This window comes from Streptomyces sp. NPDC056628 (assembly GCF_042792555.1).
Classification (GTDB): domain Bacteria; phylum Actinomycetota; class Actinomycetes; order Streptomycetales; family Streptomycetaceae; genus Streptomyces.
Genome location: NZ_JBHTWG010000019.1, coordinates 61048 through 87402, shown reverse-complemented (window position 1 = coordinate 87402; position 26355 = coordinate 61048). Strand labels below are relative to the sequence as shown.

Here is a 26355-nt window from a genome sequence, read left to right as displayed (position 1 = left end):
CGGTCAACTCCTCAGGAGCAGCGCGGAGGTGGGGACGCCCTCGCCGGCGGTGACGAGGCAGGTCGCGGCGCCGGGGACCTGCGCGGTGCTGGTGCCGCGCAGCTGCCGTACGCCCTCGGTGACGAGGTTGAAGCCGTGCACGTACGCCTCGCTGAGACCGCCGCCGCCCGTGTTGAGCGGGAGGCGGCCGCCGATCTCCAGGGCGCCGCCCTCGGTGAACGCCCCGCCCTCGCCCCGCGCGCAGAACCCGTACCCCTCCAGGGAGAGCGGGACGAGCGCGGTGAACGCGTCGTAGATCTGGGCGACGTCCACGTCCTGCGGGGTGAGGTCGGCGTGCTTCCACAGGTGCCGGGCGGCCGTCCAGGCGGGGCCGGTGAGCGGGTCGTCGTTCCAGTAGTTGACCATGCCGTGGTGCTGGGCGGGCAGGCCCTGCGCGGCCGCGTGCACGTACACGGGGCGCTGCCGGCAGTCGCGGGCGCGCTCCCTGCCGACGACCACGCAGGCGAGGGCCCCGTCGGTCTCCAGGCAGTTGTCGTACAGGCACAGGGGCTCGCTGATCCAGCGCGAGGTCATGTACATCTCGCGGGTCAGCGGGCGGTCGTACATGATCGCGGCGGGGTTCTGGTTGGCGCGGTTGCGGCAGGCGAGGGCGACGTTGAACAGGTGGTCGCGGGTCGCGCCGAACTCGTGCATGTAGCGCCGGGCGAGCATGGCGATCTCGTCGACGGGGCGCAGCAGCCCGAACGGCCGGGTCCACTGCGCCGGGGTGGGCAGCTGGGCGGTCGTGTTCCGCCACGGCCGGGGTCCGCTGCCGCGCTTGCGGGACCGCCAGGCGACGCCCACCGACGCCTGTCCGGTGGCGACGGCGGCCGCCAGGTGCGCGACGGTGGCGCACGAACCGCCGCCGCCGAAGCCGACCTTGGAGAAGTACGTGAGGTCGCCGAGGCCGACGGCCTTGGCCAGCTCGACCTCGTCGGTCTCCTCCATGGTGTACGAGGCGAGGGCGTCGACCTCGCCGGGTGCGATCCCGGCGTCGTCCAGCGCGGCCAGCACGGCTCGGCAGGCGAGGGTGCGCTCGTCGTCCGCGAGGTGCCGGGCGAAGGGCGTCTGCCCGATGCCGACGATCGCCGTGGCGTCCTTGAGACCGGTGCCTGACGTCATGCCGCGCACACCTCCACGCCCTGGGACGGCTGCTGACAGCACGTCAGATTACAGCTAATCTGACGGACCGTCAGCTAGTGCGGGAGGGCATGGTGCGCGGTGACGTGGAGTGGGGCAGCGTTCCGGAACTCGTACGGGCGGCGGCCGGCCGGTACGCGGACACCGAAGCCGTGGTGGAGGGCCGCACCCGCATCACGTACGCCGAACTCGGCGCCCGCGTCGACCGCGCGGCGGCCGCCTGCCTCGCCGCGGGCGTCCGGCCCGGCGACCGGGTCGCCCTGTGGGCCCCCAACTCGCCCGCCTGGATCGTGGCCGCGCTCGGCGCCGTCTCGGCGGGCGCGGTCCTGGTGCCGCTGAACACCCGCTTCAAGGGCGCCGAGGCGGCCGACGTGCTGCGCCGCAGCGGCGCCCGGCTGCTGTTCGTGACGGGCACCTTCCTCGGCACCTCCTACGTGGCCTCGCTGCGCCGGGCCGTCGCCGGGGGGCCCGGGCTGCCCGCGCTGGAGCAGGTCGTGGTGCTCGCGGAGGACGCCCCCGCGGACTACCGCACCTGGAAGGACTTCCTCGTGGGCGGCGACACCGTGAGCACGGCACGGGTGCGGGCGCGCGCCGCGGCGGTCGAGGGCTCCTGGCCCTCGGACATCGTCTTCACGTCCGGGACGACCGGGCGGCCCAAGGGCGTGGTCCTCACCCACGCGCAGACGCTGCGCGCCTACGCGGTCTGGAGCGACCTGGCGGGCCTGCGCCACGGCGACCGCTACCTCATCGTGAACCCCTTCTTCCACACCTTCGGCTACAAGGCCGGGGTGATCGCCTGCCTGATGCGGGGCGCCACGATGATCCCGCAGCCCGTGTTCAGCGTGGAGACGGCCCTCGCGAACATCGCGGCGGAACGGGTCTCGGTGCTGCCGGGCCCGCCCACCCTGCACCAGTCGCTGCTCGACCACCCGGCCCGCGACAGCCACGACCTGTCCGCGCTGCGCCTGGTGGTGACCGGGGCGGCCGTCGTCCCGCTCCGGCTCGTGGAACGGCTGCGCGGCGAACTGGGCGTGGAGACGGTCCTGACCGCCTACGGGCTCTCCGAGGCCGGCGGCCTGGTGACGATGTGCCGGCGCGGCGACGACCCCGCGGTGATCGCGACCACGTCCGGCAGGGCGATCCCCGGCACCGAGGTCCGGGTGGAGGCCCCGCCCGGCGAACCCGGCGAGGTCCTGGTGCGCGGCTTCAACGTCATGCGCGGCTACTACGAGGACGCGGCGGCGACCGCCGAGGTGCTGACCGCCGACGGCTGGCTGCGCACCGGGGACGTCGGCGTGCTCGACGCGGCGGGCAACCTGCGCATCACCGACCGGCTGAAGGACATGTTCATCGTCGGCGGCTTCAACGCCTACCCGGCGGAGATAGAGCGGACGCTCGGCCTGCACCCGCAGGTGGCGGACGTCGCCGTGATCGGCGTGCCGGATGTGCGGCTGGGCGAAGTCGGCAAGGCGTTCGTGGTCCGCCGGCCGGGAGCGGTGCTCACCGGGGACGACCTCATCGCCTGGGCGCGGCGGGAGATGGCGAACTACAAGGTGCCGCGGCGGGTGGAGTTCGTGGCGCAACTTCCGCGGAACGCGAGCGGGAAGGTGGTCAAGGCGGCGCTGCGGGGCACGGCCCCCGCACCCCCCTGACGCCGACGACCGCGACGGCTCCCCCTCCGCGCCGCCGCGGTCGTCTCCCCGTGCGGGATGGTCCGGATCAGACGGGCTCGCCCGTGGCGTGGACGTTGTCCGTCGACGCGTCCGCTGTGTCGCCCTTCAGCTTGAGCGGCTCGCTGGTGGCGTGCACGTTCTTCGTGGTGACGGGCTCGGTGGTGGCGTGGACGTTGTCCGTCGTGTCGGCCGGCTCGCCGGTCGCGTGGACGTTGTCGGTGCTGTTCTCGTCGGACATCTCGATTGCTCCCCTGAAAAGAGACGGAACTCGGTGCTGTGCGCGGCAGGATCCGCCCGGCAGCTCCCCCGCGGGCTGCCGGGCGGGCCCTGCTGGGCCGGTTCACCCTAAGGCTCCGGCCACCCGCCGTTCCGTCTGCCCCCCGACGCGACGGCCCGGCACCCATCACAGTGCCGGGCCGCGATAAACGAACGATGAACGCCCGCGCGCACGAACGGAGTCGGCCGGATCAGGCGGCCGCCGACGGGGCCAGCAGGCCCCGCACCTCCAGGGCCTCCGGCGCGCCGAGCGCCTCGAACAGGGCGAGCGCCTCCCGCCAGCAGACCTGGGCGCGGCCGGGCTGCCCGATGCCGTTCAGCGCCCGGCCGAGCACGGTGAGGACGTTGCCGTGCCGCCACTCGCCGCCGATGCCGCGCAGCAAGGTCAGCGCCGTCTCGGCGTCGGCGGCCGCGTGGGCGTACCGCCGCGCGGCGAGGTCGACCTCGGCCAGGCGGAACAGCGTCATGCCCTCCCACAGCCGCTGCCGGCTGTCCCGGAAGACCCGCAGCGCCTGCCGCAGGCAGTCGGTGGCCTCCGCCAGCTGCCCGCTCTGGGTGAGGGCGAGCCCGAGGGCGTAGCGGCCGTTGGCCCCCTTGAGGGCGTGCCCCATCGCGTCGTACATCTCGGTGCCCTGCCGGGCCAGGGCCACCGCGCTCGCGGTGCGGCCCGTCGCGAGGTGGATGCGCGAGAGGTTGCACAGCGCGCTCGCCTCGCCCGGACGGTCCCCGAGCGCCCGGAAGTTGTCGATGGTGGCGGTGAAGTGCGCCTCGCCCTCGTCGTGCCGGCTCCGGTAGAGCTCGACCACGCCGCTGATGTTGGACGCCCAGCAGCCGGTGAGCGGGTCGTCCGCCTGTCCGGCCAGCTCGGCCGCCCGCCGCGCCTCCTGGAGGGCCACGTCGAAGCGGCTGCCCGAGATGTGGTGCACGAAGGCCAGCGCGGTCAGCGCCCGGCCCTCCGAGCGCGGGTCGCCGACGCGCCGGGCGACGTCCCGCAGCAGCGTCGCGACCGTCTCGTACTCCTTGGAGTTGGCGCCGGACTCCGCCAGGTCCACCGCGGCCCACAGCACGTCCACGGCCCGGCGCAGCGTCCCCGGGCGCGCCGCCTGCCGCACGGCGGCCAGCAGGCACACCGCCTCGGAGTACAGCCAGTCCTGAGCGGCCCGCCGGCTGCCGAACGTCAGCCCCGGATACGCGGTGCGCTCCAGGTGGTCCACCAGCCGGTCGCCCGGCCGCTCGATCAGGTAGACGCCGGAGACCGTCGCCAGATGGAAGTCCAGCAACCGCGACAGCGCCGCCTCCCGCTCCCCCGGAGGGTGCTCGTCGCGTTCGGCGCAGGAGCGGGCGTAGAGGCGGACCAGGTCGTGGAAGCGGTAGCGGCCCGGGGCCGCCGACTCCAGCAGGGACATGTCGACCAGAGGCTCCAGCAGGTCCTCGGCGTCCTCCACGGGAAGGTCCAGCACCGCCGCGGCCGCCGCCAGTGAGATGTCGGGGCCGTCCGCGAGGCCCAGCAGCCGGAACGCGCGGGCCTGCGCGGGCTCCAGCGCGCCGTAGCCCAGCTCGAACGTCGCCTTCACCGCGAGGTCCCCGGCCTGCAGCTCGTCCAGCCTGCGCCGCTCGTCGGCGAGCTTCGCGGCGAGCGAGGACACCGTCCAGGTGCGCCGCGCCGCCAGCCGGGACGCCGCGATCCGGATGGCCAGCGGCAGGAACCCGCACGCCGCGACCACGTCGAGCGCGGCCTCCCGCTCGGCGGCCACCCGCTCCTCACCGACGATCCTCGTGAAGAGGGCGAGTGCCTCGTCCGGCGCCATCACGTCCAGGTCCACCAGATGGGCGCCCGCGAGGTCGACCATGCGCACCCGGGACGTCACCAGCGCCGCGCAGCCGTCGGTGCCCGGCAGCAGCGGCCGTACCTGGGCGGCGTCCCGGGCGTTGTCCAGCAGGACCAGGACCCGCCGCCCGTCCAGCACCGAGCGGTACAGCGCCGCACGTTCCTCCAGCGAGTCGGGGATCGCCGCGTCCGCGGTGCCGAGCGCCCGCAGGAAGGAGCCCAGCACGGTCTCCGGCTCGGCGGCGCGCGGCCCCGCGCCCTGGAGGTCGACGTAGAGCTGCCCGTCGGGGAACGCGGCACGCGCCTGGTGGGCCACGTGCACGGCCAGAGTCGTCTTGCCCACGCCGCCGATGCCGGCCAGCGCCGACACCGCCATCACCCGGCCCTCGGCCGAGGACAGCACGGCGCTCAGCTCGGCGACGAAGGAGGACCGGCCGGTGAAGTCGGGCACGGTGGCCGGGAGCTGGGCCGGGCGCACCGGCGCCGCCGCCGGTTCGGCCGCCGGGGACGACGGTTCGGCGAGGGCCGGGTCGGCCCTCAGGATGCGCTGCTGGAGCTCCTTCAGACCGGGCCGCGGGTCCACGCCCAGCTCGTCCGCGAGCAGCCGGCGGGTGTCGGCGTACACCGCCAGGGCCTCCGCCTGCCGGCCGCTGCGGTACAGCGCGAGCATCAGCAGCTCCCGCAGCCGCTCGCGCAGCGGGTGCGCCGCGGTGAGCGCGGTCAGCTCCGCCACGGCCTCCGCGTGGCAGCCCTGCTCCAGGTCCATGTCGAGCCGGGACTCCAGGAGCTGCAGCCGCCACTCCTCCAGCCGGACCCGCTGGGCCTCCGCGTACGGGCCGGGCACCCCGGCCAGCGCCTCGCCGTCCCACAGCGCCAGCGCCCGCCCCAGCAGCTCCCGCGCCCGGCACAGGTCCCCGGCGGCCCGCGCCTTCTCGCCGTCGGCGGCGAGTTCCTGCGCCCGCGCGAGGTCCAGCGCGCCCTCGCCCAGCCCCCGGATCGCGTAGCCGCCGGACTCGCTGACCAGGACCCCGGCGTCCAGCGCCTTGCGCAGCCGCGAGGCGTACGTGCGGACCGCGGCGAGCGCCTGCGAGGGAGGTTCCTGGCCCCAGAGGGCGTCGATCAGCTCCGCCGCGGTCGCCGTGCGGCCTTCGCGCAGCAACAGGGCCGCGAACAGGGCGCGTTGCTGCGGCGAGCCAGTGGGGAGGGGCTCCTCGCCGCGCCAGGCGCGCACCGGGCCGAGCACGCCGAAGCGCAGGGCCGCCACCGGCGCCGCCGCACCTGCCGAGGAGCCGGGACGCCTCTGCTCCGGCACTCGCGGTTCCCCGTCCATCGCCGTCTCCCTCAGACCGTTTACAACTCCGTCAGTTTGCCTTGTTCCGGCCGATGCGTCAGCTGTGGATCGGGTGTCGACGGTCCGGCACGCGGGATGTCACAGCACCCTCACGCGCCCTTCGCACGACGGACCCCCACCCGGTGAGCTGACGGACCGTCAGATCGGCGCTACGGTGACCGGCATGGACACCGAGACGACGTTCCCGCCGATCATCTCCGTGGACGACCACACGGTCGAGCCGCCCACCGTCTGGCAGGACCGGCTCCCCAGGAAGCACCGGGACACAGGCCCGCGCATCGTGCGCGCCCCCCTGAAGGACATGACCTTCCTGGGCGGCCGGTTCAAACCCGTCATGGGCCGCCCCGGCGACGAGGGCCCGGTCGGCGACTGGTGGGTGTACGAGGACCTGCACCGCCCCCTCACCCGGCTCGACACGGCCGTCGGTTACCCCCGCGACGAGATCAGGCTCGAGGTGATCACCTACGAGCAGATGCGCCCGGGCTCCTACGACGTCCCCGCCCGCCTCGCCGACATGGACGTCAACCACGTCCGGTCCGCGCTCTGCTTCCCGACCTTCCCGCGCTTCTGCGGCCAGACCTTCACCGAGGCCGCCGACCGCGAGCTGGCCCTGCTGTGCGTGCGGGCCTACAACGACTGGATGGTGGAGGAGTGGTGCGGGCCGCGGGCCCAGGGGCGGCTCATCCCGCTCACCCTCATTCCGCTCTGGGACGCGGAGCTCGCGGCGGCCGAGGTCCGGCGCAACGCCGCCCGGGGCGTGCGCGCCGTCGCCTTCTCCGAGATACCCCCGCACCTGGGTCTGCCCTCGGTCCACACCGACGACTGGGACCCCTTCCTCGCCGCCTGCGACGAGACCGGCACGGTCGTCGCCATGCACATCGGCTCCTCCAGCCGGATGCCCTCGACCTCCGCCGACGCCCCGCCCGCCGTCGGCTCCACCATCACCTTCGCCAACTGCTGCTTCTCGATGGTCGACTGGCTGCTGAGCGGCAAGTTCGAGCGCTTCCCGAACCTGAAGGTGATGTACGCCGAGGGCCAGATCGGCTGGATCCCCTACATCCTGGAACGCGCCGACGTGGTCTGGGAGGAGAACCGCGGCTGGGGCGGCGTCGCCGGCAAGGTCCACCGCCCGCCGTCCGAACTCTTCACCGAGCACGTCTACGGCTGCTTCTTCGACGACGCCTTCGGCCTGCGCAACCTGGACGCCATCGGTGTCGGCAACGTCCTGTACGAGACCGACTACCCGCACTCCGACTCCACCTGGCCGAAGTCCCGCGAGGTCGGCGAGGCGCAGATGGGGCACCTGGACGCCGAGGTGGTCGAGCGGATCGTCCGGGGCAACGCCGTCGACCTGCTGGGCCTGACCGGCGACGGGCTGTGGCCGGGCGGCGGTGCCCGGTGAGCCTGCGCTACGGCATCCAGCTCCCCGTCCAGTCGCAGAGCAGGCTCTACGCGGAGCCCTGGGAGGCCGCGGCCGGACCGGACGACCTGGTGGCCGTCGCCCGCGCCGCGGACCGCGCCGGGTTCACGTACATCGCGAGCTGCGACCACGTCGGCGTCCCGCGCCGCCTCGCCGCCGCGATGAGCACGATCTGGTACGACCCCGTCGCCACGCTCGCCTTCCTCGCCGCCGCGACGGAACGGACCCTGCTGCTCAGCCATGTCGCCGTCGTCGGGCTGCGGCACCCCCTGCTGTCCGCCAAGCAGTACGCCACGCTCGACCACCTCAGCGGCGGACGGCTGATCCTGGGCGTCGGCGCCGGCCATGTGCGCGAGGAGTTCGACGCACTGGGCGTGGACTTCACGCGCCGGGGCGCCGTCCTCGACGAGTCGGTCGACGCCCTGCGCGCGGCGCTCGGACCGGAGGAGTTCCCCGAACACCACGGCAAGCACTACGACTTCGCCGGACTCGGGCAACGGCCGCGCCCCGCGCGGGAGCACGTCCCGGTCTGGGTCGGCGGGTCCTCGCCCGCCGCCGTGCGCCGGGCCGCGCTCAAGGGGGACGGCTGGCTGCCGCAGGGCGACCCGCGCGACCGGCTCCCCGCGCAGATCGCCCGCATCCACCGGCTGAGGGAGGAGGCGGGCGCCGAAGGCCCCTTCACCGTCGGCGCCATCGCCGAGCCGCTGTACATCGGCACGCCCGCCTGGGACGTGGGCCGGCAGACGCTCAGCGGGCCGCCGCAGGTGCTCGCCGAGTCACTGCGGGCCTACCGGGCGATGGGCGTGCACCAGGTCCAGGTGCGGCTGCGCAGCCGTGGCCGGGCCGAGCTGGAGGACCAGATCGCCGCCTTCGGGGCCGAGGTCGCCCCGTGTCTCGACTGAGGGGGAGCCATGGGCAAGCTGGACGGCCGGGTCGTGATCGTCACCGGTGCGGCGCGCGGGCAGGGGGAGCAGGAGGCGCGGCTCTTCCGGGCCGAGGGCGCCGAGGTGGTCGTCGCCGATGTGCTGGACGAGCGGGGGGAGGCGCTGGCGAAGGAGCTGGGCGCGCGCTACACGCACCTGGACGTCGGCGAGGAGGAGGACTGGCGGGCGGCGGTGGCGGCCGCCAAGGAGGCGTACGGGCAGGTCGACGCCCTGGTCAACAACGCGGGCATCCTGCGCTTCCACGCCCTCGTCGACACCCCGCTGGAGGAGTTCATGCAGGTCGTGCGGGTCAACCAGGTGGGCTGCTTCCTGGGGATGAAGACCGTGGCGCCCGAGATGGCGGACGGGGGCACGATCGTGAACACCGCCTCCTGCACGGGCCTGACCGGCATGGCGGCCGTGGGCGCGTACGCGGCCACCAAGCACGCCGTCCTCGGCCTCACCCGGGTCGCGGCGCTCGAGCTGGCGCCCCGGGGCATCCGGGTCAACGCGATCTGCCCGGGCGCCGTCGACACCGTGATGGCGAACCCGGCCCGGCTGGACCCCGACGCCGGCCCGGAGGACTCCGCACGGGCGCTCGACGGCCTCTACCGCAAGCTGGTGCCGCTGGGCCGGATCGGGCGGCCCGAGGAGGTCGCACGGCTCGCGCTGTTCCTGACGTCGGCGGACTCCTCGTACATCACCGGGCAACCCTTCGTGATCGACGGTGGCTGGCTGGCCGGCGTGAGCATCATCTGACGGACCGTCATCTCTTGACGGTCCACGCGGGCGGTGCCACAGTCGGCCGCACACGGATCTGACGGTTCGTCAGATAGGACCAGGGGACGGTGAACCGCTTTGGAATTCGGGCTCTTCGTACAGGGATACGTCGGCAGGCGCGCCGAGACCGACCCGCTCGCCGAGCACAAGGCGCTCATGGAGGAGACCGAGTACGTCATCCAGGCGGACAAGTCCGGGTTCAAGTACGCCTGGGCCTCCGAGCACCACTTCCTGGAGGAGTACTCGCACCTGTCCGCCAACGACGTCTTCCTCGGCTACCTCGCCCACGCCACCGAGCGCATCCACCTCGGCTCGGGCATCTTCAACCCGCTCGCCCAGGTCAACCACCCCGTGAAGGTCGCCGAGAAGGTCGCCATGCTCGACCACCTCACCGGCAACCGCTTCGAGTTCGGCAGCGGACGCGGCGCCGGGTCGCACGAGATCCTGGGCTTCATACCGGGTGTGACCGACATGAACCACACCAAGGAGATCTGGGAAGAGACCATCGCCGAGTTCCCCAAGATGTGGCTCCAGGACGAGTACGCCGGCTTCCAGGGCAAGCACTGGTCGCTGCCGCCGCGCAAGGTCCTGCCGAAGCCGTACGGGAAGTCGCACCCCGCTATGTGGTACGCCGCGGGGTCGCCGCCGTCGTACGCGATGGCCGCCCGCAAGGGCCTCGGGGTGCTCGGCTTCAGCGTCCAGAAGGTGTCCGACATGGAGTGGGTGCTGGAGCAGTACAAGAGCGCGATCGTCGACGCCGAGCCGGTCGGGGACTTCGTCAACGACAACGTGATGGTGACGACCACCGCGATCTGCGCGCCGACCCACGCCGAGGCCGTCGAGACCGCCGTGAACGGAGGGCTGCACTACCTGCCCTCGCTGGTCTTCCGGTACCACGACACCTTCCCGCGGCCCGAGGGCTTCCCGGAGTGGCCCGAGACGCTGCCGCCGTACACGGCGGAGTTCGTGGAACTGCTCGTCGAGGAGGAGCTGCTGATCTGCGGCGACCCGGACGAGGTGCTCACGCAGTGCAAGCGGTGGGAGCAGGCCGGGGCGGACCAGCTGAGCTTCGGGCTGCCGGTGGGGGTGCCGAAGGAGGAGACCTTGCGGACGATCCGGCTGATCGGGGAGCACGTGATTCCCAGGATCGACACCGATCCGGCGCACCGGACGTCCCGCTTCCGGCAGTCCGCCTGATCGCCGCGAGGCCGTGGGCCGACGGCGAGTGCGGGTGCGACGGGGCGGGTCGCGCGCTTCCCCGCGCCCCTGACGGCACGGCCCGCACCCCCGATCCGAGGAGGAACCGGCATGCTCGATCACGTCATCAAGGGCGCCACCGTCGTCGACGGCACCGGTGCGGCCGCCTTCACCGGCGACGTCGGAATCCGGGACGGGAGGATCGCCGTCGTCGGGGCCGCCGACGAGGAGGCCCGCGGTAGCGAGGACGCCTCCGGGCTCGTCCTCGCCCCCGGGTTCGTCGATCCGCATACCCACTACGACGCCCAGCTGTTCTGGGACCCGTACGCCACCCCGTCCCTGGACCACGGGGTGACCACGGTCGTCGGCGGGAACTGCGGCTTCACGCTCGCCCCGCTGAACCCGGACCGGCCCGGGGACGCCGACTACACACGCCGCATGATGTCCAAGGTCGAGGGCATGTCGCTGGTCGCACTGGAGGAGGGCGCCCCCTGGGACTGGCACGGCTTCGGGGAGTACCTGGAGGCGCTCGAAGGGCGCATCGCGGTCAACGCCGGGTTCATGGTGGGGCACTGCGCGCTGCGGCGGTACGTGATGGGCGAGGACGCCGTCGGCGGCCGGCCGAGCGGCGAGCAGCTCGACGCGATGCTGCGGCTGCTGCACGACGCCATGGACGCCGGCGCCTGGGGCCTGTCCACCACCCAGTCCGCCACCCACTCCGACGGCGACGGCCGGCCCGTCGCGTCCCGGCACGCGGAACCGGCGGAGCTGCTCGCGCTGTCGAAGGCGGTCGGCGAGCACGAGGGCACCCAGATCGAGGCGATCGTCGCCGGATGCCTCGACCGGTTCAGCGACGCCGAGATCGATCTCCTCGTGGAGATGAGCGCGACCGCCGGGCGCCCCCTGAACTGGAACGTGCTCACCGTCGACGCGGCCGTGCCCGAGCGCGTCCCCCGGCAACTGCTGGCGAGCGAGCGGGCCCGCAAGGCGGGCGGCCGCATCGTCGCCCTGACCATGCCCATCCTCACGCCGATGAACATGTCGCTGGGCACCTTCTGCGCCCTCAACCTGATCCCCGGCTGGGGCGACGTGCTGGGGCTGCCGGTGCCCGAGCGGATCGCCCGGCTGCGGGACCCCGCCGTGCGGGCGGAGCTGCTGCGGCACGCCCGGTCCAAGGAGGCGGGAGTCTTCCGGCGGCTGACGAACTTCGCCCGGTACGTCGTCGGCGACACCTACAGCGACGCCAACCGCGGCCTGACCGGACGCGTCGTCGGGGACATCGCCGCCGAACGCGGCCAGGAACCCTTCGCGTGCCTGGTGGAGATCTGCGCCCACGACGGCCTGCGGACCGTCCTGTGGCCCATGCCCACCGACAACGACCCGGCGTCCTGGGCGCTGCGCGCCGAGACCTGGCGGCACGAGGACGTCCTGCTCGGCGGCTCCGACGCCGGGGCGCACCTGGACCGCATGTGCGGGGCGCCGTACACCACCCGGTTCCTCGGCGACTGTCTGCGCGGGCGCCGGCTCACCGGTCTGGAACAGGCCGTGAAGATGCTCACCGACGACCCGGCGCGGCTGTTCGGGCTGCGCGGCCGCGGCCGGATCCAGGAGGGCTTCCACGCGGACCTGGTGCTGTTCGACCCGGAGCACGTCGACGCCGCCCCGGCCACCCTGGTGCACGACCTGCCGGGCGACAGCCCGCGGCTGGACTCCCGGCCGCTCGGCGTACGGGCCGTGTGGGTCAACGGCGTCGAGGCGATCCGCGACGACGTGGTGAGCGGGGCCGTGCCGGGGCGGGTGCTGCGCTCGGGCCGGGACACCGGGACGGTGGCCACCCGGTGAGCGACGACGGGGGACAGCGGCTGTTCACCGGCGGTTCCTGGACGGAGCCGGACGGCGGGCACTACGACGTCGTCGACCCGGCGACCGAGGAGACCGTCGGGCGGGCCCCGGAGGCCACGCCGGAGCAGGCGCGGGCGGCCTGCGCGGCGGCCCGCGCCGCCTTCGGACCGTGGTCGCGCACCGCGCCGGAGGAACGGGCCGCCGTCCTCGCGCGGGCGGCCTCCCTCATCCGGGACCGCCTCGTGCCGTACGCCGAGCTGGCCCGCGCCGAGACCGGTGCGACCACCGCGACGGCCCGGGGCCTGCAGGTGGGGGTCGCGGCGGCCCGCTTCCGGCGGTACGCCCGCGTGGAACCGGCCGAGTGGGCGATCCCGCCGCAGATAAACGAGGCCGGGCCGATGGGCCGGGCCAGGGTGATGGGCGCGCTCGCCGTCCGGCAGCCCGTGGGCGTGGTCGCCTGCGTCACCTCGTACAACAATCCGTGGGCGAACCCGGCCGGCAAGATCGCGCCCGCGCTCGCCATGGGCAACACGGTCGTGGTGAAACCGGCGCCGCAGGACCCGCTGTCCGTCTACCGGATGGCGGAGGCGCTGGAGGAGGCGGGGGTGCCGCCCGGGGTGGTGAACGTCGTCTCGGCCCGGTCCGTCGCGGTCGGCGAGGCGGTCGGGTCGTCGCCGGACGTCGACATGGTGAGCTTCACCGGCTCCACCGCGGTCGGGCAGCGCATCGCCGAGGTGTGCGGGCGGGACATGCGCCGCCAGCTCATGGAACTGGGCGGGAAGGGGGCCGCGGTCGTCCTCGACGACGCCGACCTCGACTCGGCGGTCACCGGGATCGGCACCACGTTCTCCTTCTACAGCGGCCAGATCTGCACGGCCCCGACCCGGGTGCTGGCCCAGCGCGGCGTCTACGACCGCCTGGTGGAGCGGCTGATGGCGTACGCGCGCCGGCTGACGGTCGGCGACCCGCGGGAGCCGGGCACGGTGGTCGGCCCGGTGATCTCCCGGGCGCACCGCGACCGGGTGGAGGCGTACGTCGAACTGGGCCGCAAGGAGGGCGCGGTGGTGGTCGCGGGCGGCGAACGACCGGACAGCGCCCGTGGCTTCTATGTGGCCCCCACCGTCCTCGCCGACTGCACCAACGACATGCGCGTCGCCCGTGAGGAGATCTTCGGCCCGGTCGTCGTGGTCGTCCCCTTCGACGACGAGGAGGAGGGGATCGCCCTCGCCAACGACAGCGACTACGGCCTCGTCGACTACGTCTGGTCGGGCGACGTGGCCCGCGCCTTCCGCGTGGCACGGCGGCTGCGGGCCGGCGGGGTCGGCGTGAACACCGTCGGCCGCAACATGGAGGCGCCGTTCGGGGGGTTCAAGAAGAGCGGGGTCGGACGGGACGTCGGGTCGTACGCCCTGCACGCCTACAGCGAGATCCAGGCGATCGTCTGGCCGGGCTGAGGTCAGTCCGCCAGGTCCACGCGGATCGACAGCAGGTCCGTCCCGAGGGCCCGCACGGCCGTGCTGTTGAAGCGCGGGAGCCGCCGCAGCCGGGCCACCGGGTCGTCGTCGGGCAGCAGCTGGGCCGTACCGGAGTACCAGCGGCCCTTCACGCGCACCCGGACCCGGGGGTCGGCCTCGATGTTGCGCACGTACTGGGACCGCTCCCCGAACTCCGACACCAGCCAGAACGCGTCCCCGACCCGGCGCCCGCCCACCGGCGTCCGCCGCGGCAGGCCGGGGACCCGGCCCGTGGTTTCCAGCAGCGTCTGGAAGGGCAATCGGCGCAGTACCGGATTCCCCACGTGCCGCTGGAACGCGGTGGCGGCACGGAACCTGGCGTCGTCGAGGCGTGACATGACCGGTTAGTCTCCTGTCCCTTCGGGAAGTTCGGGCGCGACGGGCGAAGTGTTGCCGGACCGTTGCCTCCATGGTCCCCGACACGCCAGGACGAGAAGCGGGTGAAAGCCGATGCGGGTCGTGACGTGGAACCTCTGGTGGCGTTTCGGCCCTTGGCAGGACCGCCGCAAGGCCATCCTCGCCGCGCTGCGCGAGCTGCGCCCCGATGTCGTCGGACTCCAGGAGGTCTGGGCCGCCGACGGCGAGAACCAGGCCGAGTGGCTGGCCGGCGAACTCGGTCTGCACTGGGCGTGGGCGCCCTCCCCGGCCCCGGAGCGCTGGCGCGCACGGATCGGCGACCCGTCGGCCGACATCGGCAACGCCGTCCTCAGCCGCTGGCCGGTCGCCGCCCAGCACACCCTGCGCCTGCCCGTGCCCGCCGACCTCGACGACGGCCGTCTCGCCCTGCACGCCCGGCTGGCCGGCCCCGGCTACGACATCCCGTTCTTCACCACCCATCTGACGTCCGTCCCGCACGCCTCGGCGGTCCGCGTCGAGCAGGTCACCGCCCTCGCCCGGTTCGTCGCCGGGCACCGCGGCGACACGCCCTTCCCGGCGGTCGTCACCGGCGACTTCAACGCCTTCCCGGACTCCGACGAGGTCCGCCTCTTCGGCGGCCTGCGGACCGCGCCGCCCGTACCCGGCCAGGTCTTCCTCGACGCCTGGGAGTACGCCGACCCGGCCGCCCCCGCCCGCACCTGGGACCCCGTCAACCCGTACGTCGCGGCCATGCTGGAGCCGGGCGCCCGGATCGACTACATCCACGTCGGCCCTCCGGGCGAGGGCGGCCTCGGCCATGTCCGCTCCGCCCACCGGGCCTGCGACACGCCCATCGCCGGTGTCTGGGCGTCCGACCACATGGCGGTGGTCGCGGACCTGGCCGGCTGACGGGCCGGTTCCCGGTCATGGCGCGTGCTCGCGCCCCAGAAAAATCGGATTCGTGAACGCCGCCAGAGCCCCCGGCAGGGGACCCGCCGCCGTCTCGTGGCGCAGTTCCGCCCGGACGTAGGCCGCGTTGGCCGGGGTGGTGTGCCATTCCGCGGTGCCGGTGCCCGAGACCGGGAGGGGGTCGGTCGTGAAGAGGACGCCCTGGTCGGTGACGAAGCGGATCGTGCAGCGGGGGGCGCCCTCGGCCGCCAGGCGGACCGTCACGGGGGTGTCGGGGTCCACCTCCAGGCGTTCGCCGATACCCGCGTGCCGGGCCCTGCCGCCGGAGGCGCCGAACGTCAGGGAGACGTTCTTCGACTCGGCGACGTACGAGCGGCCCGCGCGGATGCCCTCCTGGATGGCCGTGCGGGTCAGGTCGTCGGCGAGGACGACCGTCTGCGGGCTGCCGACCGGGTCGGGGGCGCGGTGGGCGTCGCTGCTGCCCATCGCCGGGATCCAGGAGCGCGAGCCCGGGCGCGTGGACGCCACCAGCGTGCTGTCCCAGTCGGCCAGGGCCACCTCGTCGTCCGGGGTGTACGGGCCGTTCCAGACCTCGATCGCGTCGGCCTCGCCGAAGCCGAACTTCCAGTTGCAGCCGACACAGGTGGCGTGCGGGTGCGCGGGCACGACGAGGCCGCCCGCCTCGCGGACGCGTCGGGCGAACCGCCCGAAGCGGTTGTCCCGCGCCCGGTAGCGCCAGTCGACGAACGTGCCGGGGTCGGTGCCGAGGGCCACCACGTGCCCGTTGCGGGTGGTCACCTCCTCGCCCAGCATGATCAGCAGGTCGTCCCCGGCCGCCTCGGCCCAGTGCGGGTGCGAGGCGTGCGTGTTGTGGTCGGAGGAGTTGATGAAGTCCAGGCCCGCCGCCCGCGCCAGCGCGGCGATCTCGGCCGGTGTGCGGCGGCCGTCGGAGTGCCAGGAGTGCAGATGGCAGTCGCCCCGGTACCAGGCGCGCCCCCGCCCCTTGGCCCGCTCCGGCGGGTACACGGGCCGGACGGCCTCGCCGGGCTCGCCGTACGTGAGCGTGATCGTGAGCTCGTACGCCAGCCCCTGCGGTGCCACCGTGTACGGCCCGAGGGCGATGTGCCAGGTGCCCGCCCGGACGGGACCCGGGAGGTAGCCCGGCGTGGCGTCGTCCGTCCGGATGAAGAACTCCGTGCGCGCCCCGCCCGACCAGCCGCGGAAGCCGCGCCCGCCGAGTTCGGTGCCGCGCTGGTCGAAGATGCCGATGTCGAGGGCGTTGCCCGCGGTGCCGGCCGGGACGGACGGCTTGTCGTAGGTGTAGGAGACCTTGATCTCCCGTACGCCGGACGGGACGTCGACCGGCACGTACACATAGTCGGGGGACCCGGGCGGCAGGGTGCCCCGCACGGTGCGGGTCTGCGTGCCCCGGGGGTTCTCGGCGCCTGACGCGAAGGTCACGCCTCCCAACGTAAGCGCGGCGGCGGCGCCCGTCACGAACAGCGCGCGCCGGCCCAGGCCCGCTTGGTCGTCCTCGCACATGCTGGTGCTCCCGGTTCGTCGTGAGTGCCATGGCGTGGGTGGTGCGGGGGTGGTGCGTGCAACCCTCGTATTCAGCCGTGAACTTCCGGAGAGGGGAAGGCGTTCGGCGGACAAACGGGCGGGGCGGACCGTCGCGGTGGCCGGCTGGAATGTGCCGACCAGTCGGTATGGACATCGTGGCGTGCCGGGGGTACAGATGCAGGCATGCGTATCTCCGCCACGATCTTCCTCACCGACGAGACGATCACCCCGACCCGGCTGGCCCGTGAGCTGGAGCAGCGGGGATTCGCCGGGCTGTACCTGCCCGAGCACACGCACATCCCCGTCGAGCGGACCACGCCGTACCCGGCCGGCGGCGACCTGCCGCCCGAGTACGGCCGCACCCTCGACCCCTTCGTCGCCCTCGCGCAGGCCGCCGCCGTCACCGAACGGCTGGGCCTCGGCACCGGCATCACCCTGGTCGCCCAGCACGACCCCATCGACCTGGCCAAGCAGATCGCCACCCTGGACCATCTCTCCGGCGGGCGCTTCACCTTCGGCCTCGGCTTCGGCTGGAACGTGGAGGAGGCCGCCGACCACGGCGTCGACTGGTCCTCGCGCCGCGACCTCGTCCGCGACCGGATGGCCCTGATGCGGGCGCTGTGGGCCGACGAACCGACGCCGTACGAGGGTGAGTTCGGGTCCGTACGGGCCAGTTTCGCCCACCCCAAGCCCGTGCAGAAGCCGCGCGGCCCCCGCCTCGACGGACCGCGCACCCTCGTCGGCGGCGCCGCGGGGCCGAAACTGTTCGCCCACATCGGTGAGTACGCCGACGGGTGGCTGCCGATCGGCGGACGCGGACTGTCCGAGAGCCTGCCCCGGCTGCGGACCGTCTGGGCCGACGCCGGACGCGACCCGGCCGCCCTCCAGGTGGTTCCGTACGCCGTCTTCCCCACCCCCGGCAAGCTCGCCCACTACGCCGAACTGGGCATCGAGGAGGTCGTCGTCCAACTGCCTCCGGCCGGCGACGCCGAGGTGCTGCGCGCCCTGGACGGTTACGCGCCCTTCGTCGCCTGACCGCCGCCGCTGATCAGTGCGCTCGTATGCTCGATGGATGACGACTCCCGCGACCCCCGGAACCGGCCCGACCGACAACTCCATGCGTCGCGCCCTCAAACGCGCCCGGGACGGCGTCGCCCTCGACGTGTCCGAGGCGGCCGTGCTGCTCCAGGCCCGCGGCGAGGCGCTCGACGACCTCGCCGCGTCCGCCGCCCGGGTCCGGGACGCGGGCCTCGCGGCCGCCGGCCGGCCCGGGGTCATCACCTACTCCAAGAGCGTCTTCATCCCCCTCACCCGGCTGTGCCGGGACCGCTGTCACTACTGCACCTTCGTCACCGTCCCCGGCAAGCTGCGCCGGGCCGGCCACGGGATGTTCATGTCCCCGGACGAGGTGCTGGACATCGCCCGCAAGGGTGCGGCCCTCGGCTGCAAGGAAGCCCTCATCACCCTCGGCGACAAGCCCGAGGACCGCTGGCCGGAGGCCCGCGAGTGGCTCGACGCGCACGGCTACGACGACACCATCGCCTACGTCCGCGCGATCTCCATCCGCATCCTGGAGGAGACGGGCCTGCTCCCGCACCTCAACCCGGGCGTCATGACCTGGACCGACTTCCAGCGCCTGAAGCCCGTCGCCCCGTCGATGGGCATGATGCTGGAGACGACCGCGACCCGTCTGTGGTCCGAGCCCGGCGGCCCGCACCACGGCTCCCCGGACAAGGAACCGGCCGTCCGCCTGCGCGTCCTGGAGGACGCCGGCCGGTCCTCGGTGCCGTTCACCTCGGGCATCCTCCTCGGCATCGGCGAGACCTACGAGGAGCGCGCCGAGTCCCTGTTCGCGCTCCGCCGGATCTCCCGCGCCTACCACGGCGTGCAGGAACTGATCATCCAGAACTTCCGCGCCAAGCCGGACACCGCGATGCGCGGCATGCCGGACGCGGAGCTGGACGACCTCGTCGCGGCGGTCGCGGTGGCCCGCCTCATCATGGGCCCTGCCGGCAACATCCAGGCTCCGCCGAACCTCGTCGACCACGAGTACGCCCGGCTGATCGCGGCCGGCATCGACGACTGGGGCGGCGTCTCCCCGCTCACCATCGACCACGTCAACCCCGAGCGCCCCTGGCCGCGCATCGAGGAACTGGCCCGGCGCTCCGCGGACGCCGGGTTCGAGCTGCGCGAACGGCTCTGCGTGTACCCGGAGTTCGTGACGCGCGGCGAGCCTTGGCTGGACCCCCGGCTGCTGCCGCACGTCCGGGCCCTCGCCGACCCGCGGACGGGGCTCGCCCGGCCGGACGCCGTGGTCGAGGGGCACCCGTGGCAGGAGCCCGAGGAGGCGTTCGTCTCCTCCGGGCGCACCGACCTGCACACGACCATCGACACCGAGGGCCGTACGTCCGACCGGCGCGACGACTTCGACGAGGTGTACGGCGACTGGGGCGCCCTGCGCGAGGCGGCCGCGCCCGGCATGGCGCCGGAGCGCATCGACACGGACGTCCGCGAGGCGCTGCGGGTCGCCGCCGACGACCCGACCCGGCTGACCGACGACGAGGCGCTGGCCCTGCTGCACGCGGACGGGCCCGCCCTGGACGCGCTGTGCCGCGTCGCCGACGACGTCCGGAAAACGGCGGTCGGCGACGACGTGACGTACATCGTCACCCGGAACATCAACTTCACGAACGTCTGCTACACCGGCTGCCGCTTCTGCGCGTTCGCCCAGCGCCGCACCGACGCCGACGCCTACACGCTCTCCCTGGACCAGGTCGCCGACCGCGCCCGGCAGGCGTGGGACGTGGGCGCCGTCGAGGTCTGCATGCAGGGCGGCATCCACCCGGACCTGCCCGGCACGGCGTACTTCGACATCGCGCGGGCGGTGAAGGAACGCGTCCCCGGCATGCACGTGCACGCCTTCTCCCCGATGGAGGTCGTCAACGGCGCCACCCGCACCGGCCTGTCCATCCGCGAGTGGCTGACGGCGGCCAAGGAGGCCGGCCTGGACTCGATCCCCGGCACCGCGGCGGAGATCCTCGACGACGAGGTCCGCTGGGTCCTCACCAAGGGCAAGCTGCCGGCGGCGACCTGGATCGAGGTCGTCACCACCGCCCACGAACTGGGCATCCGCTCCTCCTCGACCATGATGTACGGGCACGTCGACCAGCCCCGGCACTGGCTCGGGCATCTGCGCACCCTGGCCGGCATCCAGCAGCGCACGGGCGGCTTCACGGAGTTCGTCACGCTGCCGTTCATCCACACCAACGCGCCGGTCTATCTCGCGGGCATCGCCCGCCCCGGCCCGACGACCCGCGACAACCGCGCGGTCACGGCCATGGCCCGGCTCCTCCTGCACCCCCACATCCCCAACATCCAGACGAGCTGGGTCAAACTGGGCGCCGAGGGTGCGGCGGAGATGCTCCGCTCCGGCGCCAACGACCTGGGCGGCACGCTGATGGAGGAGACGATCTCGCGGATGGCGGGTTCGTCGTACGGCTCCTACAAGTCCGTACGGGATCTGGTGGCGGTCGCCGAGGCGGCCGGGCGGCCGGCGAAGCCGCGCACGACCCTGTACGGCGAGGTGCCCGAGGAGCGGCAGCGGGCGGCGGCCGCCTCGGACGGGCACCTGCCCCAGCTGCTGCCCGTCCTGGACTGAGGGGGAGCTCACCGCGGGGGTCGGTACGATGATCCGACCCTCGCCGGCGGACTCGCCGGCGTTCCCGTAGCCGTCGGCGCGCTCCGTGGCCGTCGACGGCCGTCCATAGCTTTCCGTAGCCGAGGAGATGCGTGCCCGTGCCTGCTTCCAAGGTCTGGGTGACCGGTCTGACGGTGGGCGCGATAGCCGCCGTCGCCGCCCTCGCCGTGCAGGCCGACAAGGGCCCCCACCCGACGGCGGGGAAGGCCCGCCCGAGCGCGTCGGCGTCCCCGGAGGCGAGCCCCGCGCCGTCGAAGCCGGCCCGGGCCGCCGAAGTGCCCGCCGACTCCGGCACCGGCCGCCGCATCGTCTACGACCTCGGCGACAAGCGGGTCTGGCTGGTCGACGCGAGCGACGCCGCCCGGCGGACCTTCACCGTCTGGCCCGGCACGGTCAGCCCGGACCCCGGCCGCTACGCGGTGTCGTCCCGGACCATGGCCACGAAGGGCTCCGACGGCGTGCAGATCGAGAACATCGTCTACTTCGCCGCCAAGTCCGGCATCTCCATCGCCTTCTCCAACGCCGTGGACGGCTCGTCGCCCCCGCCCGCCGCCGGCAAGCAGACCGGCGGGGTCCGCATGCGCGCGGCGGACGGGGCGGCGCTGTGGACGTTCGGTGAGACGGGGACGCCGGTGGTCGTGGTCGACTGACCCCGGCGCCCGTCGGGTCAGGCGTCGGGGGTCTTCGCCGGCCCGGCCGGCAGGTGGTTCACGATCAGCACGACGCCGCTCAGCAGGAACACCCGGGTCGCCGCGTCGAGCCCGTTCCAGTCCGAGGACTGCCACATCGAGAACCACTCACCGCCGATCGCGATGAACCCGGCCCCGAACAGCAGCATCAGCATCAGCAGCCCGTAGGTGGAGAAGCGGCGGGCCCTCACGTCGTCGTGCCGCGCCCACAGCCAGGTGCCGTATATGAGCACGAGCGCGGCGACGGTCTCCCAGACGATGATCGCGACGTAGGCCGCGTCCTGAAGTCCCTTGCCGGTGACGGCCCGCCACATCAGGTCGTCGTCCTTGAACGTGGTGTCCATCGCGAGGACGTGCCGCACGAACTGCTGGTTCGTACCGAAGTCCGTGATGTTCCCGAAGGCGACGAGCGCGATGTAGAGCGCCACGGTCCCGGTCAGGAGCGTGGCCGCGAGGTGCAGGGGGGTGCGTGGGGGTGTGGTCGACATGGAGGTCATCTTCCCTGCGCCGAGCAGGTGTTCGGGCGTCATTGCGCCACAATGAGCGAGACGGACTTCGAGGGCGGGCGGACGAGGGGACGTACGGTGGCGCAGGCGCAGCCGTCGATGCAGGAGCTGATCCGGCAGCGCAGCCGCGCCGGCTTCGTGGGCCGGGGAGCCGAACGGGCCGCGTTCCGGGAGAACCTGGAGCTGCCGCCGCAGGACGAGAGGCACCGGTTCCTGTTCCATGTGCACGGCCAGGCCGGCGTCGGCAAGTCCTTCCTGCTGCGGGAACTGGAGCAACTGGCCCGCGAGAAGGGCGCGCTGACCGCCTCCGTGGACGAGTCCGCCGGCAGCGTCCCGGAGGCGATGGCGGCGATCAGCCGCCGGTTCGCCGCCCAGGGGCACCGGTTCAAGGACCTCGACCGGGCGCTCGCCACCCACCGGGAGCGGCGGCACGAGGCGGAGGCGGCGGCCGCCGCCCTGGGCACCGAACCGGAGGGGCCGTCGGCCACCGGCACGGCGGTGATGCGGGCCGGACTCGTGGGCCTCGGTCTGGTTCCCGGGATCGGCCCGTTCGCGGGGGCCCTCGACGCCGCCCAGCTCGCCCAGAGCGCCGACCGGCTGCGGGCGGGGCTCAGCGCCCGGTTCCGCAGCCAGGACGATGTGCAGCTGGTGCTCTCCCCGGAGCGGGTGCTCACCCCCGTCCTGCTGACCGAGCTGTCCGGCGCCGCGGAACACGCCCCGTGGATCGTCCTGTTCCTCGACACGTACGAACGCACCGGCCCCTTCCTGGACGGCTGGCTGCACGACGTCATGACCAGCGACCGGTACGGCGCGCTGCCCGCCACCGTCGTCGTGGTCACCGCGGGCCAGCACCCCTTCGACACGGCCCGCTGGGGCGGCTTCACCGACTTCATGGCCGACCTGCCGCTCGGCCCGTTCACCGAGACCGAGGCGCGCGGACTGCTGGCCGACCGGGGCGTCGTGGCCGAGCCGGTCGTCGAGGAGGTCCTGCGGCTCACCGGCGGTCTGCCCGTCCTCGTCTCGACCCTGGCCGAACAGCGCCCCGCCCGGCCGGACGACGTCGGCGACCCGAGCGCCACCGCCGTCGAACGCTTCCTGAAGTGGGAGCAGGACGCCGTGCGCCGGGCCGTGGCGCTCGCCTGCGCGCTGCCCCGGCGGGTGGACATGGACGTGTTCCGGGCCGCCGTGGACTGCCCGGACGACGACGTCGAGCCGCTCTTCGCCTGGCTGCGGGGCCTGGCGTTCGTGGACGAGCGGGGCGACCGGCTGCGGTACCACGACCTGGTCCGCGAGCCGATGCTCCGGCTGCTGCGGCGCCGCTCCCCGCGCGGCTGGACCGAGCGGCACGACCGGCTCGCCGCCGTGTACGGCCGCTGGCGGGAGGAGGCGGGCCAGGGCCTGGGCGCCTACCAGGAGTGGCTGGAGGAGGAGTGGCGCGAGCTGCGGCTGGAGGAGACCTACCACGCGCTGTGCGCCCGTCCCCGCACCGCGCTGAACGGCGCGCTGTGGGACGTCGTGCTGGTCTGCGGCGCCGACGAGGCGGCGGGCCGGCGCTGGGCGCAGATGCTGGCGGAGGCGGGCGAGGCCACCGGTGACCCGGTCCTCGGCGACTGGGGCCGGGCCCTGGGCGAGGCACTCGCGGACGACGCGACCGCGATGACCGAGGTGGCGAACCTGGTCCTGTCCCGTCCGGGGCCCGACCGCCGCACCCGGGCCGCCGCCTACTCCTTCCGGGCGCGGGAGCTGCGCCGCGAGGGCCGGTACGAGCTCGCCCTCGCGGACGCCGACCGGGCGGTCGGGCTGGACCCCGAACTGACCCCGGCGCACGTCGGCCGCGGACTCGCCCTGCGCTCGCTCGGCGGCTTCCCGGCGGCGCTCGCCGCGTTCGACACCGCCGACCGGCTCACCCCGGACGACGAGTACGTCATCGCCGAGCGCGCCGAGACGTACCGGCTCGCGGGCCGTTTCGAGGAGGCGTTCGCCGACTACGACCGGGCCGTCGCCCTCGACCCGACGGATCCCGAGTACCTCGCCGGCCGGGCCGTGTGCCGCCAGGAGCTGGGCCGGTACGACGAGGCCCTCGCCGACCTCGACCAGGCGGTGGCCCTCGACGAGGACTACCTGTGGCCGCTGGTGCGCCGGGCCCGGCTGCGCCGCGTGCGCTCCGAGTGGGACGAGGCGTTCGCGGACTTCGACCGCGCCGTCGGGAAGGCGCCCGACAACCCCTGGGTCGCGTCCGAGCGCGGGGACGCCTACCGGCTCGCGGGCCGCTTCGAGGACGCCGTCGCCGAACTCGGCCGGGCCGTCGCCCTCAAGCCCGACTACGCCTCGGCGCTCGCGAGCCGGGGCCTCGCCCAGTACGAACTGGGCCGCGACGGGGAGGCACTGGCCGATCTCTCCCGGGCCATCGAGCTGACACCCGACTACGCGTGGGCGCTGGTCACCCGCGCCCAGGTCAGGGCACGCACGGGCGACCAGGAGGGCAGGTTCGACGACCTGCGGCGGGCCGCCGCCGCGGACCCCTCGGACGGCTGGGCCGCCGCCGAACTGGGCGAGGCGTACCGGCAGGAGGGCCGCTACGAGGAGGCGCGTGCCGCCCTGGAGCAGGCCCTGGCCCAGGACCCGGACTACGACTACGCGCACGCCGTCCTCGGGGCCGTCCACCGGGAGCTGAAGGACCGCGAAGAGGCGTACCGCTGCTTCGGGCGCGCTGTGGAGGCCGGCGAGGACTTCGGCTGGGCCCACGCCCAGCGGGCGCGTGCCGCGCTGGAGCTCGGGTGGTGCGAGGAGGCCCTGGCCGACCTGGACCGGTGCGTCGCCCTGGACTGGGAGCCGGTCTGGGCCCACCGGACGGCCATCGACCTGCTCATGCTGTGCGGCCGCCGGGACGAGGCGGGAGAGCGGCTGCGCGCGGCCGGGGAGGCAGGGCTGCCCGACGGCGACCTGGACGACCTGCGGGCCGAGTGGCACGCCCGCCGCGAGGAGTGGGATCAGGCCCGGCGCTGCGCGCAACGGCTGCGGGAGCCGGAGCCCCTCGCCGGCGTGTTCCAGACGGCCGTGGTCACCGGCCTCGTGGAGGGCCTGCCCGCCGCCGAACCCCTGTGGCGTGAGCTGGCCCGGATGCTGGAGACGGAGCCCGAACTGGACGACGTCCAGCGCGCCCAGGGCCACTGCTTCCTGGGCTGCGCCCTCAGGGACTGGCCCCTGGCGGACCGGGGGCTGACGGACTTCCTGGCCCTGGAACCCGGCTGGGCGGACGTGGCGAACCTGGCCTCCATCCTGGGCGACCTCCTGAGGAGCCCCGGCGCCGACGCGGCGCACCTCGGGCCGCGCCTGGAGCGGATCACGACGGTGGCGGAGACGATCCGGGAACGTCACCGGACCTGACCGGCGAAGGCCGCGAAGGGGCTCGTTCCGGACCACTTCCGTCACACGCCGCATACCGATCCGCCCCCTGAACCGACGGTCCCCGGTCGATTACAGTGACGAACTGTCGTACGAGCGGATGGTCGCGGGGAGGTCTTGGTGGGGGCGACTGGCGGACCCGTCTGGGGCCGTGCCGAGCAGCAGGACTTCCGCAGCCGGGTGCGCGGGACGCTGCTCGGTGTGGCCGTCGGGGACGCCCTCGGAGCCCCGGTCGACGGGCTGGGCCTGACCGAGATCCAGGAGCAGCACGGCGTCGAGGGCCTGCTGGACCTGGCGTTCGCCTACGGGCGCCGGGGTGCCGTCACCCATCTCACCCAGCTCACCCTGTTCTCCGTGGACGGGCTCATAAGGGCCCAGGTCCGCCGGGACACCGGCGCCTGGCATCCGCCGACCGATCTGCACCGGGCCTATCTGCGCTGGGCCGCCACCCAGCGCGACTGGGGACCCGACGAGCGCCGCAAGGACGACGGCTGGCTCGCCCGCGAGGAGTGGCTGTACGCCCGCCGGGACGCGACCCGCTCCCTGCTGCTCGGCCTCGGTGACGAGACCATGGGCACCCTGGAGGCGCCGAAGAACTCCGCCGAGCTCGGCCCCGAGGCGGCCGCGCGCTCCGCGCCGTTCGGGCTGCTCGTCGGCTGGGAGCCGCAACTCGTCGTGCAGCTCGCCGTGGAGTGCGCGGCGCAGACCCACGGCCACCCCGTCGCCTACCTGTCGGCGGGCGCGTACGCCGTGATCGTGCACGGGCTGGCCTGCGGGGAGAGCCTGGACGGGGCGGTGCAGCGGGCCCTCGGGCTGCTCGCCGTGCGCCCCGGGCACGAGCCGGTGTCGGACGCGCTGCAGCACGCGCTGGGCGCGGTGCGCCAGGGCATGCCGACCCCCGCCCGCGTGGGGGAGCTGGCGGCCGACGGCTCGGCGGACGGGCTGCTCGCGGCGTCCGTGTACTGCGCCCTGGTCGGGGAGGACGTCCGGCAGGGACTGTGCCTGGCGGTGAACCACGACGGCCCGTCCGCCGCCACGGCCGCTCTCACCGGCGGTCTGCTGGGGGCCCTGCACGGTGAGACGGCCCTGCCCCCGGCCTGGCTGGCCGAGCTGGAGGGCCGTCCCACGATCCTGGAACTCGCCGACGACTTCGCCATGGAGATGACGCAGGGGCCGGCCCTGCACGGGCCGGGCGCCTCCGCGCCGGGCTGGCTGGCGCGCTACCCGCGCGCCTGAGCCGCGCCGC

Annotated in this window: 19 protein-coding genes; 13 read left to right on the top strand and 6 right to left on the bottom strand. The window is 74.0% G+C overall.

Going from position 1 to position 26355, the window contains the following annotated elements:
- Window positions 1-3: 3 nt before the first annotated feature.
- The gene (locus ACFRAC_RS22625; RefSeq protein ID WP_382926470.1) at window positions 4-1161 is read right to left on the bottom strand and encodes a lipid-transfer protein; all 1158 of its coding nucleotides are present in this window, start codon (window positions 1159-1161) and stop codon (window positions 4-6) included.
- Between the two features lie 89 nt (window positions 1162-1250).
- On the opposite strand from ACFRAC_RS22625, the gene ACFRAC_RS22620 reads away from it, so the two are divergent.
- On the top strand, window positions 1251-2831 hold the full coding sequence (locus ACFRAC_RS22620; protein ID WP_382926590.1) for a FadD3 family acyl-CoA ligase: 1581 nt from the start codon (window positions 1251-1253) through the stop codon (window positions 2829-2831).
- Window positions 2832-2898: 67 nt separating this feature from the next.
- Here the strand turns inward: ACFRAC_RS22620 and ACFRAC_RS22615 are convergent, their stop codons facing one another.
- Together ACFRAC_RS22615 and ACFRAC_RS22610 are read right to left on the bottom strand one after the other, a co-directional pair.
- Window positions 2899-3090: a hypothetical protein gene (locus ACFRAC_RS22615; RefSeq protein WP_382926467.1), complete on the bottom strand. Its 192-nt coding sequence runs from the start codon at window positions 3088-3090 to the stop codon at window positions 2899-2901.
- A gap of 229 nt (window positions 3091-3319) precedes the next feature.
- The gene (locus tag ACFRAC_RS22610) at window positions 3320-6286 is read right to left on the bottom strand and encodes a BTAD domain-containing putative transcriptional regulator (RefSeq protein WP_382926464.1); all 2967 of its coding nucleotides are present in this window, start codon (window positions 6284-6286) and stop codon (window positions 3320-3322) included.
- A 184-nt stretch (window positions 6287-6470) separates the two neighbouring features.
- Here ACFRAC_RS22610 and ACFRAC_RS22605 point away from each other — a divergent pair, with 184 nt between their 5' ends.
- The 6 genes from ACFRAC_RS22605 to ACFRAC_RS22580 all read left to right on the top strand — a co-directional run bounded on the left by ACFRAC_RS22605 (window position 6471) and on the right by ACFRAC_RS22580 (window position 13923).
- The gene (locus ACFRAC_RS22605) at window positions 6471-7709 is read left to right on the top strand and encodes an amidohydrolase family protein (protein ID WP_382926461.1); all 1239 of its coding nucleotides are present in this window, start codon (window positions 6471-6473) and stop codon (window positions 7707-7709) included.
- 2 nt (window positions 7710-7711) lie between these two features.
- Entirely contained in the window at window positions 7712-8629 is a 918-nt protein-coding gene (locus ACFRAC_RS22600; RefSeq protein ID WP_382926587.1) for a TIGR03619 family F420-dependent LLM class oxidoreductase, read from the top strand.
- A 9-nt stretch (window positions 8630-8638) separates the two neighbouring features.
- Window positions 8639-9409: an SDR family NAD(P)-dependent oxidoreductase gene (locus ACFRAC_RS22595; protein ID WP_382926458.1), complete on the top strand. Its 771-nt coding sequence runs from the start codon at window positions 8639-8641 to the stop codon at window positions 9407-9409.
- 99 nt (window positions 9410-9508) lie between these two features.
- A complete protein-coding gene (locus ACFRAC_RS22590) occupies window positions 9509-10627 on the top strand; it encodes an LLM class flavin-dependent oxidoreductase (protein WP_382926455.1) in 1119 nt (372 codons plus the stop codon).
- Window positions 10628-10738: 111 nt separating this feature from the next.
- Window positions 10739-12469: an amidohydrolase family protein gene (locus ACFRAC_RS22585; protein WP_382926452.1), complete on the top strand. Its 1731-nt coding sequence runs from the start codon at window positions 10739-10741 to the stop codon at window positions 12467-12469.
- Entirely contained in the window at window positions 12466-13923 is a 1458-nt protein-coding gene (locus ACFRAC_RS22580) for an aldehyde dehydrogenase family protein (protein ID WP_382926449.1), read from the top strand. Before ACFRAC_RS22585 ends, ACFRAC_RS22580 begins: the two co-directional genes overlap by 4 nt.
- A gap of 2 nt (window positions 13924-13925) precedes the next feature.
- Here the strand turns inward: ACFRAC_RS22580 and ACFRAC_RS22575 are convergent, their stop codons facing one another.
- Entirely contained in the window at window positions 13926-14321 is a 396-nt protein-coding gene (locus ACFRAC_RS22575; RefSeq protein WP_382926446.1) for a nitroreductase/quinone reductase family protein, read from the bottom strand.
- A gap of 112 nt (window positions 14322-14433) precedes the next feature.
- On the opposite strand from ACFRAC_RS22575, the gene ACFRAC_RS22570 reads away from it, so the two are divergent.
- Entirely contained in the window at window positions 14434-15249 is an 816-nt protein-coding gene (locus ACFRAC_RS22570) for an endonuclease/exonuclease/phosphatase family protein (protein WP_382926444.1), read from the top strand.
- A 15-nt stretch (window positions 15250-15264) separates the two neighbouring features.
- Here ACFRAC_RS22570 and ACFRAC_RS22565 read toward each other — a convergent pair whose 3' ends face one another.
- A complete protein-coding gene (locus tag ACFRAC_RS22565; protein ID WP_382926441.1) occupies window positions 15265-16791 on the bottom strand; it encodes a CehA/McbA family metallohydrolase in 1527 nt (508 codons plus the stop codon).
- Window positions 16792-16995: 204 nt separating this feature from the next.
- Between ACFRAC_RS22565 and ACFRAC_RS22560 the strand changes: the two genes are divergently transcribed.
- The 3 genes from ACFRAC_RS22560 (at window position 16996) to ACFRAC_RS22550 (ending at window position 21159) form a co-directional block, all read left to right on the top strand.
- Window positions 16996-17847, top strand: a complete 852-nt coding sequence (locus tag ACFRAC_RS22560) for an LLM class F420-dependent oxidoreductase (RefSeq protein WP_382926438.1) — start codon at window positions 16996-16998, stop codon at window positions 17845-17847.
- A gap of 37 nt (window positions 17848-17884) precedes the next feature.
- Window positions 17885-20470 carry a bifunctional FO biosynthesis protein CofGH gene (locus ACFRAC_RS22555; protein ID WP_382926435.1) on the top strand — a complete coding sequence of 862 codons (2586 nt, stop codon included), beginning with the start codon at window positions 17885-17887 and terminating at the stop codon, window positions 20468-20470.
- Window positions 20471-20607: 137 nt separating this feature from the next.
- A complete protein-coding gene (locus ACFRAC_RS22550) occupies window positions 20608-21159 on the top strand; it encodes a hypothetical protein (protein WP_382926432.1) in 552 nt (183 codons plus the stop codon).
- A 17-nt stretch (window positions 21160-21176) separates the two neighbouring features.
- Here the strand turns inward: ACFRAC_RS22550 and ACFRAC_RS22545 are convergent, their stop codons facing one another.
- Window positions 21177-21686 carry a DUF2165 domain-containing protein gene (locus ACFRAC_RS22545; protein WP_382926584.1) on the bottom strand — a complete coding sequence of 170 codons (510 nt, stop codon included), beginning with the start codon at window positions 21684-21686 and terminating at the stop codon, window positions 21177-21179.
- 51 nt (window positions 21687-21737) lie between these two features.
- Between ACFRAC_RS22545 and ACFRAC_RS22540 the strand changes: the two genes are divergently transcribed.
- Together ACFRAC_RS22540 and ACFRAC_RS22535 are read left to right on the top strand one after the other, a co-directional pair.
- A complete protein-coding gene (locus tag ACFRAC_RS22540; RefSeq protein WP_382926429.1) occupies window positions 21738-25091 on the top strand; it encodes a tetratricopeptide repeat protein in 3354 nt (1117 codons plus the stop codon).
- Between the two features lie 138 nt (window positions 25092-25229).
- Window positions 25230-26345, top strand: a complete 1116-nt coding sequence (locus tag ACFRAC_RS22535) for an ADP-ribosylglycohydrolase family protein (RefSeq protein WP_382926427.1) — start codon at window positions 25230-25232, stop codon at window positions 26343-26345.
- Window positions 26346-26355 lie beyond the last annotated feature (10 nt).

What these genes read in the sequence shown, in the direction of transcription:
- ACFRAC_RS22625 (WP_382926470.1), bottom strand. Translation starts at nt 1,161, where the DNA reads ATGACGTCAGGCACCGGTCTCAAGGACGCCACGGCGATCGTCGGCATC.
- ACFRAC_RS22565 (WP_382926441.1), bottom strand. Translation starts at nt 16,791, where the DNA reads ATGTGCGAGGACGACCAAGCGGGCCTGGGCCGGCGCGCGCTGTTCGTG.
- ACFRAC_RS22595 (WP_382926458.1), top strand. Translation starts at nt 8,639, where the DNA reads ATGGGCAAGCTGGACGGCCGGGTCGTGATCGTCACCGGTGCGGCGCGC.
- ACFRAC_RS22555 (WP_382926435.1), top strand. Translation starts at nt 17,885, where the DNA reads ATGACGACTCCCGCGACCCCCGGAACCGGCCCGACCGACAACTCCATG.
- ACFRAC_RS22545 (WP_382926584.1), bottom strand. Translation starts at nt 21,686, where the DNA reads ATGTCGACCACACCCCCACGCACCCCCCTGCACCTCGCGGCCACGCTC.
- ACFRAC_RS22575 (WP_382926446.1), bottom strand. Translation starts at nt 14,321, where the DNA reads ATGTCACGCCTCGACGACGCCAGGTTCCGTGCCGCCACCGCGTTCCAG.
- ACFRAC_RS22570 (WP_382926444.1), top strand. Translation starts at nt 14,434, where the DNA reads ATGCGGGTCGTGACGTGGAACCTCTGGTGGCGTTTCGGCCCTTGGCAG.
- ACFRAC_RS22605 (WP_382926461.1), top strand. Translation starts at nt 6,471, where the DNA reads ATGGACACCGAGACGACGTTCCCGCCGATCATCTCCGTGGACGACCAC.
- ACFRAC_RS22615 (WP_382926467.1), bottom strand. Translation starts at nt 3,090, where the DNA reads ATGTCCGACGAGAACAGCACCGACAACGTCCACGCGACCGGCGAGCCG.
- ACFRAC_RS22620 (WP_382926590.1), top strand. Translation starts at nt 1,251, where the DNA reads ATGGTGCGCGGTGACGTGGAGTGGGGCAGCGTTCCGGAACTCGTACGG.
- ACFRAC_RS22560 (WP_382926438.1), top strand. Translation starts at nt 16,996, where the DNA reads ATGCGTATCTCCGCCACGATCTTCCTCACCGACGAGACGATCACCCCG.
- ACFRAC_RS22585 (WP_382926452.1), top strand. Translation starts at nt 10,739, where the DNA reads ATGCTCGATCACGTCATCAAGGGCGCCACCGTCGTCGACGGCACCGGT.
- ACFRAC_RS22610 (WP_382926464.1), bottom strand. Translation starts at nt 6,286, where the DNA reads ATGGACGGGGAACCGCGAGTGCCGGAGCAGAGGCGTCCCGGCTCCTCG.
- ACFRAC_RS22540 (WP_382926429.1), top strand. Translation starts at nt 21,738, where the DNA reads ATGAGCGAGACGGACTTCGAGGGCGGGCGGACGAGGGGACGTACGGTG.